Origin of the sequence: Streptomyces sp. NPDC006265 (assembly GCF_040613555.1) — a bacterium.
GTDB lineage: Bacteria > Actinomycetota > Actinomycetes > Streptomycetales > Streptomycetaceae > Streptomyces.
The window spans coordinates 1-9584 of sequence record NZ_JBEXSH010000294.1; the positions used below are offsets into that span (position 1 = coordinate 1).

Genomic DNA, 9584 nt, shown 5'->3' on the forward strand with positions numbered 1-9584 from the left:
ACACGCCGCTCTTCCGTTCTTCGTCTTCGCCCTGTCGGCCCCCTACGGGGGGCCGCTCTTCGCCTTCCGGCTTGCTCTTCGCCGCTGGCTCCTCGCTCTTACCGCCGTCGTTCTTGAAGGTATGTAGGTTGTATGGCTTCACAGCCATACCCGCCTGCTTCGGCAAAGTGAGTCGGTCGATCACTGGACCATCCGGCACCTTGTCGGTCTTCGTGAGCCAGCCAGCCTTACGGAGCCTGCCTACGATCTTGTTGACCGTCTGCTCTGGAGCCTTCCCGCCGTAGCCGAGTTCCCTGGCGATCGTGCCGTTCGACGGGCACACGTTCCCGCCCGTCTCGTAGTCCGCGTACAGCGCCATGGCGACGCCGACCAACTTCTCTGCGGGCTTCAAGTTCGAGCGCACCAGCGCACGACGCCATACGTGTTCCTGTATCGCGGGCTTCCCTTCTCCGAAGACTCACAAGGACCTCAAAATCTACAGGTCTCCAGAGACGAAAGCGCAGGTCATCGCGTGTGAGGCGCCTCTCAGACGGACCCCAGAACCGTGGCAGGATTTGAGCCGCCAAGACACGGCGGTCGAGCAAGGCCCTTCAGGGGGTCATGCCCCACCCCTTCGCCCTCGCCCTGCACGCCCGGCCGTGCGAGCCGCCACCCACCATGAACATGCGATCAACGTTGCAGTCCCCTGACCTGCACTGTAAGTTTTTCCACGGAAAGACTTACATGACCATGGAAGTGAACCCATGAAGCTCGTTGCGTACATCCGCGTATCCGGGGCCGGACAGGTCTCGGACGGCTACGGCCTGGACGTACAGGAGAAGGCCGTCAAGGCGTGGGCCAAGACCTACGGTCACCGCATCGTTCACGTATCACGCGATGAGGGCGTGTCTGGTGCGACCGAAGCGCTTGACCGTCAGGGCCTGTCGGAAGCTCTGCTGCTCATCAGGGAGGGTGAAGCAGAGGGGTTGTTGATACCTCGGCTCGACCGGTTGGCCCGTGCGCTCACGGTGCAGGAAGCCACGCTTGCCGTGGTCTGGCGTGACGGGGCGAAGGTCTTCACCGCCGATGGCGGGGAGGTCCACCAGGACGACCCTGACGACCCGATGCGCACGGCCATGCGACAGGTGATCGGCGTGTTCGCCGAACTCGACCGGCGCATGGTGGTCAAGCGTCTCCGGGACGGGCGTGCGGCCAAGGCAGCATCCGGACGGAAGGCCGTCGGGGCGTACGCCTACGGCTTCCACGGGGACGGAGAGGGGCGAGAGCGCGACGCGGCACCCAACCCCACGGAGCAGACCGCGCAGGCCCGCATACTCGAACTGAGGGCGGAGGGGATGAGTTACCGGGCCATCGGCGCGCAGCTCGACACTGAGGGCCTGCCCCCGCGCAGAGCCGCGAAGTGGAGCGCCATGACGGTTCGCTCTGTCTGCCAGAAGGCCGGGATCTGCTGAGACAGGTGCACAGCCGCGCGGTCAGGCCGCCAAGGCACGGACAAGCATCGTGCCCACGGCCCTGCCCTCTGGCGGGTCGATCAGAGACACGCACACGTCGGAGAAGCCGTGCCGCGTCAGGATGCGCCCCCACTCATCCGGGGTGCGGTCGTGCCGCAGTCCGGCTTTGGCAGGCTTGGGCCCCTGGCCTCCTGGGGGCAAATGCGAGAAGGCCAGGATGCCGCCCGGGGCCATACGCGAGCGGATCAGCGGGAGCAAGGTGTCCGGATCGACGAACCACACGGCACCAAAGATCGAGAGCACGACATCGAAGGTCTCGTCCGTCTCGCTCAGGAACGCCGTCGCCTCCGCCGTACGGAACGCGATGCCCGACAGATCGCCCCAGCGCTCCCGCGCGACCGTCTCGCGAGCGGGGGCGATGTCCACCCCTTGACCTGTCGCACCAAGAGTCACGAGGTGCGCGAGGTTGCTACCGCTCCCCGAGCCGAGTTCCAGCACCCGGCGTCCGGCCACGGGGCCCAGAACGCTCTCGTTCGGGCCGTGATCGGCGTACTGAGTCCAGTTCAGCCATGTCGTATCGCCCGTGGCGTTCACGGTCCGGCGTGGCTTGCTCGCGACCGCGTACCTGTCCCAGGACTCAGCCAATGATATGCGGTGATCCTTTCCGGCAAGAGGGGCCCGCCCCCAACGTACGGGGGCAGGCCCCAACTCACGTGCTGCTCACTACTACTTGGGCGAGTCGTGACACCCGGCGTGGCACTGGTTGCAGTCGGCCGCGTCCTCCATGCCCCACAGGTCGGGGTCGATCTCGAACCCGGCCGCCTTGATGGCCTTGATCGTCTGCTCCAGGACGAGCGGGCCGCCGGTCTTGGGATCATGCCCATCCCGCGTCACCTCGTCGTCGGTGACGCGCAGGACACCTGCCGCCACCCCCGGAAGCTCCGGGACGTGGTGGATGTACCGGCCGAAGTGTCGGCTGGTGAAGTGGTGGTACGGGATCGAGTCGAGCATGAACGAGTGCCATGCCTCGTCCACCTGCTCAGACGGGCCCATGAGAAGGTCCGGGTTCTCACCGCACGTGACCAGGTAGGCGATGGCCTGTCCGAACTTGGCTTCGGCCAGTTCGCGCGTGTTCTCCGGGTTGCGGAGGAGGAGGGCCACCTCCCGTTCCCAGACGTCCGGCGTGACGTACGCCTTCGGGTCGCGGATCACTACTGCTGTGCTCATGCTGGCTTGCCTCCACGTAATTGGGGTTCCGTGGTGCTCCGGTTACGTCGTCCACCCGTGCACTTGGAACACAGGCACGGCGGCATGAGGCCAGTAGCGAGAGGCTCCCCACCCTCACCCTCGTACAGGGTTCGCGGCTCGGTCTGCGTGCCGTCGGCTCTCACCGTGTAAGCGCTGATGCGGATGGACATGGCGTCCATGTTCCGGACCAGCCATGACCATTGCGGCGACGTTCAGGGCGTTCCTTGGGCGTCATGTCGGCGTCACCCCGAGGGCGTCAAACCGGTGTCATTGGAGGCGTCACGTGGCTACGCTCGGATCATGACGACGACGGGCGAGAGCGAGCGAATCCCCAACGACGTGCTGACCTCCGTACGCAAGTCGATGAACCTCAGCCAAGACGAGTTCGCCCGGGGCTTACGTGGCGCGGGCGAGGAGCTGGGGGAACCGAACGACGCCTCCAAGCGACTCGTGCAACGCTGGGAGTCCGGGGAGACCAGGACATGCCGCCCGCTGTATGCGCGGGCACTGAAGCGGTTCACCGGCCGTACCCCTGAGTCACTGGGGTTCGCGATCCCGATGGCACGCGTCCACTCGGACGGGGCAGGAGGCCACGACATGGAGGCTGGGGAAGTCGGCACGGCTGACGCTGCTACAAGCCCGGAGCCGGAGCCGCAGAGCGAGTACGCGGGCATCTGGCTGTCCCGGTACGAGTTCTACTCGTCCAGCCGTGACGAGACCTTCGACTGCAAGCATCACGTCGTGATCGTCCAGCACGGCAACCGGCTGACAGCCCAGAGCCTGCCCGGAGCGTCGACCAACCCGGACAGCCCGTTGTCCCTGGATCTCACCGTTGATCGGAACGTCGTCACCGGTACATGGACCGAGCAGACGGCGGCTGACGGGTACTACCAGGGCGCCCGGTACCACGGTGCGATTCAGTTGCTCATCGAGCCGACAGGCCGACGCATGGCGGGCAAGTGGGTCGGGTTCGGCAAGGACTTCGATGTGAACACGGGCCCGTGGGAGCTGCGCCTACTCGACCGATCGACAGGCCGCGTGAGCATCGAGCGGTACTCGACTACGCCGCAGTGAGGGATCGGGGGCTCCCCTGCATGGAAACAGCGGGAGCCGCCCCGTACGGGCGCCTGGCGCCGAGTCCACCCCGACTGCTCAAGCTGGCGGGTGCGCGAGATCGACCCATTCCCAGGTTCCCCAAAGCATCACCATACGAACTCGACATGCAGCGGATCGATGAGCAGGCCCGGCACGGAACGGAAGGCGGCGGCGCCGATGATCGTCACGAAGGTGACGGCGGCGACGAACCAGGCGCGGTGCACCCGGGGACGGGTCGGCTTCGGCGGCTGCTGGACGGCCGCTGCTTCGGTTGTCTGGGTCACGACATAGAGCTTCCGACCTGCGGCACGCTCCATCGAGTGGCCCGAAGGACAGCATTCGTTAGGATCGGGCCATGAGCCGTGAGCCGGAGTTCCGCCCGCACCGGGTCGTCGTCCTCGCCCTCGACGGCCTGCTCCCCTTCGAGCTGGGCATCCCGCACCGCATCTTCGGCCGCCCCCGGGACGCCCGGGGGCGTCTGCTGTACGACGTCGTCACGTGCTCGATCCGCCCGCCGGGCCCGGTGCGGACCGATGCCGACTTCGCCATCCAGGTCGAGCACGGCCCCGAGACCCTGGCCACCGCCGACACCGTGATCGTGCCGGCGTCGTACGAACTCGGCCCGGTCTTCGAGCAGGGCGTGCTCACCGGCGAACTGGCCGCCGCCCTCGCCCGGATCCGCCCCGGCACCCGGCTCGCCTCCATCTGCACCGGCGTCTACGTCCTCGCCGCCGCCGGTCTCCTCGACGGCCGCCCCGCCACCACGCACTGGGCCGACGCCGACCGATTCCAGCGGCTGTTCCCGCAGATCGAGGTGGACCCGGGCGTCCTGTTCATCGACGACGGCGACATCCTGACCTCCGCCGGCGTCGCGGCGGGCATCGACCTGTGCCTGCACATGGTGCGCCGCGACCACGGCACGGCGGTCGCCAACGAGGTGGCCCGCCGCACGGTCGTACCCCCGCACCGCGACGGCGGTCAGGCGCAGTACATCCACCGGCCCGTGCCCGACCCGCAGCAGGCGACCACGACGTCGGCCCGCGCCTGGGCCCTGGGCCGTCTCCACGAGCCGATCCAGCTGCGCGACATGGCCGCCCAGGAGTCCATGTCGGTCCGCACCTTCACCCGCCGCTTCCGCGAGGAGACCGGCGTCAGCCCCGGCCAGTGGCTCACCCAGCAGCGCGTGGAGCGGGCCCGCCACCTCCTGGAGTCCACCGACCGCTCCGTCGACCGGGTGGCCGGGGACGCGGGCTTCGGCACGGCCCAGTCGATGCGCCAGCACCTCCAGTCGGTCCTCGGGGTCACACCCACCGCCTACCGGCGCACCTTCCGGGCGGAGAACGACACCGCCGACGCCGTCAGAAGGTGAGCACCGCCCGCGCCACCCGGCCCGCCTCCGCGTCCGCCGCCGCCTTCTCGAACTCCTCGACCGGGTAGGTCCGGGTGACCAGTTCGTCGAGCAGGAGGCGCCCCTGGCGGTACAGCCCGGCGTACAGGGCGATGTCCCGCTGGGGGCGGGAGGAGCCGTAGCGGCAGCCCAGGATGGACTTGTCGAGGTACATCGAGGAGACGCGGAAGGACGCCTCGGCCGTGGCCGGCGGGACCCCGAGCAGGATCGCCTGGCCGTGCCGGTCCAAAGAGTCGATGGCCTGGCGGATCAGCTCCACACGGCCGACGCACTCGAAGGCGTGGTCCACGCCCGGGGGCAGCAGATCGCGCACGCCCTCGGCCGAGGTGAGGAAGTCGGTCGCGCCGAACCGGCGTGCCATCTCCTCCTTGGCCGGGTTGGCGTCGACGGCCACGATCCGCCCGGCGCCCGCGAGCCGCGCCCCCTGGAGCACGTTCAGGCCGATGCCGCCCGCCCCGATGACCAGGACGCTGTCACCCCGGTCCACCCGCGCCCGGTTCAGTACGGCGCCCACCCCCGTCAGCACTCCGCATCCGATCAGCGCCGCCGAGGCCGGCGGGATGTCGTCGGGGATCCGGACCGCCTGGACGGCCTTGACGACCGTGCGCTCGGCGAACGCCGAGTTGGACGCGAACTGGTGCACCGGCGAGCCCTCGTGGCCGAACGGCCGGCCCGGGCGCCCGATGGCCTGCCGGCACATGGTCGGCCGGCCCCGGTCGCACTCCGCGCACGTCCCGCAGTTCGCCAGGGTGGACAGCGCCACATGGTCACCGGGCGCGACATGGGTGACGCCGCCACCCACCGCCTCCACGACACCGGCCCCCTCATGGCCCAGCACCACGGGCACGGGGAAGGGTATGGTCCCGTCCACCACCGACAGATCGCTGTGGCACAGCCCGGCCGCCGAGATGGCCACCCGCACCTCGCCCGGTCCCGGCTCCCGCACCTCCAGGTCCGTCACGACCCGGACCTGCTTCCCGTCGAAGATCACGCCTCGCATCACACGGCCCCCTTGGGCTCCCTGGGCAGGCCGAGCACGCGCTCGGCGATGATCGTGCGCTGGATCTGGTCCGAGCCGCCGTAGATCGTGTCGGCTCGCGAGAAGAGGAACAGGTGCTGCGCGGTGTCCAGTTCGTACGGCGCCGAGGCCGACCAGTCGGCGGGGCCCACCCCTGCCGCCGCTCCCCGCACCAGTACCGCCAGCTCCCCGAGCCGCTGGTGCCAGCCGGCCCACAGCAGCTTGGCCACGCTCGGGGCGCCCGCGTCACCGGAACCTCCCAGCGTGCGCAGGGCGTTCCAGCGCATCGTCCGCAGCTCGGCCCACTGCCGCACGAGCCGCTCCCGTACGACGGGGTCGTGCACCGCGCCCGACTCCACGGCCGCCCGCACCACAACGTCCAGTTCCTCGGCGAACCCGATCTGCTGGGCCAGTGTGGACACGCCCCGTTCGAACCCGAGCAGACTCATGGCGACACGCCAGCCGTTGCCCTCGCCGCCGACGACGTGCTCGGCGTGCGCGCCGTCGAAGAAGACCTCGTTGAAGTCGCTGGTGCCCGTCATCTGGCGGATGGGGCGGACCTCGATCCGGCCGGGCTGGTCCATGGGGGCGAGCAGGAAGGTCAGCCCGTGGTGCCGCACCGAGCCGGGTTCGGTCCTGGCCAGCACGAAGCACCAGTCCGCCTCGCGGGCGAGCGACGTCCAGATCTTCTGCCCGGTCACCCGGTACGTACGGCCGCCCGGCTCGCGCACGGCCGCGGTACGGACACCGGCCAGATCCGACCCGGCGCCGGGCTCGCTGTAGCCCTGGCACCAGAGTTGCGCACCGGCGGCGATCGGCGGCAGGAACCTCGCCCTCTGCTCGTCACTGCCGTGGGCGAGGAGCGTGGGCGCGAGCAGGTTCTCCCCGATGTGCCCGGAGCGCGGCGGCGCCCCCGACCGCGCGTACTCCTCGGCCCAGACGACCTGCTGGGTGAGGGTGGCCCTGCGATTCCCGTACCCGTCCCCGCCCCACCCGAGCCCGATCCACCCGGCCGCCCCGAGGGTGCGCTCCCAAACGCGTTGGTCCGTCTCGCCCTTGACGTGCTCGGCAAGCCAGGCCCGGGCTTCCTCACGGAAGTCCTGGTCCTCTCGAGTGAATCCGAAGTCCACGATCGCCGCCTTGGATCGAAGTGACTGGATGGTGGAGCCGAGACGGGGCGAGTGCGCAACCCGGCGCTGCGGGGTGCAGCCCGCGCCCACCCGTGCCACCCCAGGCGGCACGACTGCCCGCGGACCAACGTCCTGAAGGGGCGCGGGGCTGTATCGATGTGCGGCTCCGCCGCGTGGGCGCGACCAGCCCCCCACTCCACCCGCACCGCCACAAAGACCCCCACCCCCGAGTCACCGGGCGTTCGGCCGCTCCCCCCGACCCGCCGCCCTCTCCATCTCCCGCACCCGCTCCAACAACGGCATCGGATCCACCCCCACCGACCCGGGCAGAGACTCCGCGATCCCCTCCACGGTCCACCCGCCGGGGGCATACGCCGCACGCAGCTCCCGCGGCTGCGCCCACACCGCGATCTTCGCCCCGGCGACCGTGTAGACCTGCCCGGTGATCCCCTCCCGGGAGGCCGCGTCGGACAGCAGGTACACCACCAGCGCGGCGACATCCTCCGGCTCCCCGATCTCCGCCAGTTCCAGCGGCACTCCCGCCGACATCCGGGTCCGCGCGACCGGCGCCACCGCGTTCGCGGTCACGCCGTACTTGTGCAGCCCGAGCGCCGCGCTGCGCACCAGCGAGATGATCCCGCCCTTCGCGGCGCTGTAGTTGGCCTGCGACACCGACCCCTGGTGGTTGCCGCTGGTGAAGCCGATCAGCGTCCCGGACCGCTGCCCGCGCATCACCGCGGATGCGGCCCGGAACACCGTGAACGTGCCCTTCAGATGCGTCGCGACGACCGGGTCCCACTCCTCCTCGGTCATGTTGAACAGCATCCGCTCGCGCAGGATCCCGGCCACGCAGACCACCCCGTCCAGTCGCCCGTACGACGCCAGCGCCATGTCCACGACCCGCTGCCCGCCCGCCATCGTGGAAATGTCGTCGGCGACGGCCACCGCCTCCCCGCCCGCCGTCTCGATCTCCTTGACGACGGCCTCGGCGATCTCGCTCGCCGGTGAGGCACCGTCGATGGCGACGCCGTAGTCGTTGACCACGACCTTCGCTCCCTCGGCGGCCGCCGCGAGCGCGACCGCCCGGCCGATGCCCCGGCCCGCCCCCGTGACGGCGACGACCTTGCCTGCCAAGAAGTTCCCCACGCCCGGCCCCTTCCCGTCCCACGATATCTGACGGACCGTTAGATTCGCGATTCCCGAATTCTACGACCCGTCAGATGCGGGAGGGCAAGCCCCGGGGAGGACCCATGTCACTGCCGGACGCGTTCCACGACATCGCCAAGCGCGTGAACAACTGGGGGCGTTGGGGATCCGACGACGAGATCGGCACGCTGAACCTGATCACCGACGAGGTCGTCAGGCAGGCCGCGACGACCGTCCGCACCGGCCACCGTGTCCCGCTGGCGCTGCCTCTCCAGCAGGACGGCGTGCAGACCGGCGTGATCCCCGGCCGGGTCAACCCCCTGCACACCATGGTGCAGATCAACCAGGAGATCTTCGGCCCGGGCACGGTCGCGTGCAGCGACGACGTCGTGACCATGGGGCTCCAGGCGGCCACCCACTGGGACGCCCTCCCCCATGTCTCGCATTCGGGCCGGCTCTACAACGGCCGCTCCGCGCACACCGTCACCGCGCACGGCGGCGCCGGGTTCAGCGGCATCGGCACGGTCCGGCACGTCGTCTCGCGCGGGGTGCTGCTGGACGTCGCCCGGGCCCGGGGCACGGACCGGCTCGACGGTGGGTACGCCGTCACGCCCGAGGACCTGGGCGCCGCCGAGGAACTGGCCGGCACACGGGTGCGGGCCGGTGACATCGTGCTCGTACGGACCGGACAGATCCAGGCCTGCCTGGCCGGGGACCGGCACGGCTACGCGTATCCGTCACCGGGGCTGTCGATCCGCACGCCGGAGTGGTTCCACGCGCGCGATGTGGCGGCGGTCGCCAACGACACGCTGACCTTCGAGGTGTTCCCGCCGGAGGTGGAGGATCTCTGGCTGCCGGTGCACGCCCTCGACCTCGTGGAAATGGGCATGCCACAAGGCCAGAACTGGAATCTCGAAAAGTTGTCCACAGTCTGTGGAGAAGCGGGCCGCTATGCGTTCCTGCTGACCGCGACCCCCGAGCCGTTCACCGGGGCGACCGGCTCTCCGGTGGCGCCCGTCGCCGTCCTGTAGGCCGGGCCGGGCCGCCACCCCGCAGAAGCCGGATGGCGGCGCCGCGCTGCTCGCCCC

10 protein-coding genes and 1 pseudogene are annotated in these 9584 nt (G+C 69.9%); 4 read left to right on the forward strand and 7 right to left on the reverse strand.

Annotated elements, in window-relative coordinates:
- Positions 1-403 (reverse strand): helix-turn-helix domain-containing protein (locus tag ABZ281_RS23125; protein ID WP_356658239.1); only part of this gene is annotated, 403 nt, incomplete at its 3' end.
- Between the two features lie 340 nt (positions 404-743).
- On the opposite strand from ABZ281_RS23125, the gene ABZ281_RS23130 reads away from it, so the two are divergent.
- On the forward strand, positions 744-1451 hold the full coding sequence (locus ABZ281_RS23130) for a recombinase family protein (RefSeq protein ID WP_356658241.1): 708 nt from the start codon (positions 744-746) through the stop codon (positions 1449-1451).
- A 21-nt stretch (positions 1452-1472) separates the two neighbouring features.
- Here ABZ281_RS23130 and ABZ281_RS23135 read toward each other — a convergent pair whose 3' ends face one another.
- Together ABZ281_RS23135 and ABZ281_RS23140 are read right to left on the reverse strand one after the other, a co-directional pair.
- Positions 1473-2045: a class I SAM-dependent methyltransferase gene (locus ABZ281_RS23135; protein WP_356658243.1), complete on the reverse strand. Its 573-nt coding sequence runs from the start codon at positions 2043-2045 to the stop codon at positions 1473-1475.
- A 132-nt stretch (positions 2046-2177) separates the two neighbouring features.
- Positions 2178-2678 (reverse strand): hypothetical protein, encoded by a 501-nt coding sequence (locus tag ABZ281_RS23140; protein WP_356658245.1) that lies wholly within the window; start codon positions 2676-2678, stop codon positions 2178-2180.
- A gap of 321 nt (positions 2679-2999) precedes the next feature.
- On the opposite strand from ABZ281_RS23140, the gene ABZ281_RS23145 reads away from it, so the two are divergent.
- On the forward strand, positions 3000-3773 hold the full coding sequence (locus tag ABZ281_RS23145; protein ID WP_356658247.1) for an XRE family transcriptional regulator: 774 nt from the start codon (positions 3000-3002) through the stop codon (positions 3771-3773).
- A gap of 131 nt (positions 3774-3904) precedes the next feature.
- Here the strand turns inward: ABZ281_RS23145 and ABZ281_RS23150 are convergent.
- Positions 3905-4078: pseudogene (locus ABZ281_RS23150) on the reverse strand (MFS transporter); the annotation flags it as partial.
- Positions 4079-4149: 71 nt separating this feature from the next.
- On the opposite strand from ABZ281_RS23150, the gene ABZ281_RS23155 reads away from it, so the two are divergent.
- Positions 4150-5163: a helix-turn-helix domain-containing protein gene (locus ABZ281_RS23155; RefSeq protein ID WP_356658249.1), complete on the forward strand. Its 1014-nt coding sequence runs from the start codon at positions 4150-4152 to the stop codon at positions 5161-5163.
- On the opposite strand, the gene ABZ281_RS23160 is transcribed toward ABZ281_RS23155, so the two are convergent.
- The 3 genes from ABZ281_RS23160 to ABZ281_RS23170 all read right to left on the reverse strand — a co-directional run bounded on the left by ABZ281_RS23160 (position 5153) and on the right by ABZ281_RS23170 (position 8496).
- Positions 5153-6202 carry a Zn-dependent alcohol dehydrogenase gene (locus ABZ281_RS23160; protein WP_356658251.1) on the reverse strand — a complete coding sequence of 350 codons (1050 nt, stop codon included), beginning with the start codon at positions 6200-6202 and terminating at the stop codon, positions 5153-5155. The genes ABZ281_RS23155 and ABZ281_RS23160 overlap by 11 nt on opposite strands.
- Positions 6202-7350, reverse strand: a complete 1149-nt coding sequence (locus tag ABZ281_RS23165; RefSeq protein ID WP_356658253.1) for an acyl-CoA dehydrogenase family protein — start codon at positions 7348-7350, stop codon at positions 6202-6204. Before ABZ281_RS23165 ends, ABZ281_RS23160 begins: the two co-directional genes overlap by 1 nt.
- Before the next feature lie 231 nt (positions 7351-7581).
- Entirely contained in the window at positions 7582-8496 is a 915-nt protein-coding gene (locus ABZ281_RS23170; protein WP_356658255.1) for an SDR family NAD(P)-dependent oxidoreductase, read from the reverse strand.
- Between the two features lie 104 nt (positions 8497-8600).
- Here ABZ281_RS23170 and ABZ281_RS23175 point away from each other — a divergent pair, with 104 nt between their 5' ends.
- Positions 8601-9527: a cyclase family protein gene (locus ABZ281_RS23175; protein WP_356658257.1), complete on the forward strand. Its 927-nt coding sequence runs from the start codon at positions 8601-8603 to the stop codon at positions 9525-9527.
- Positions 9528-9584 lie beyond the last annotated feature (57 nt).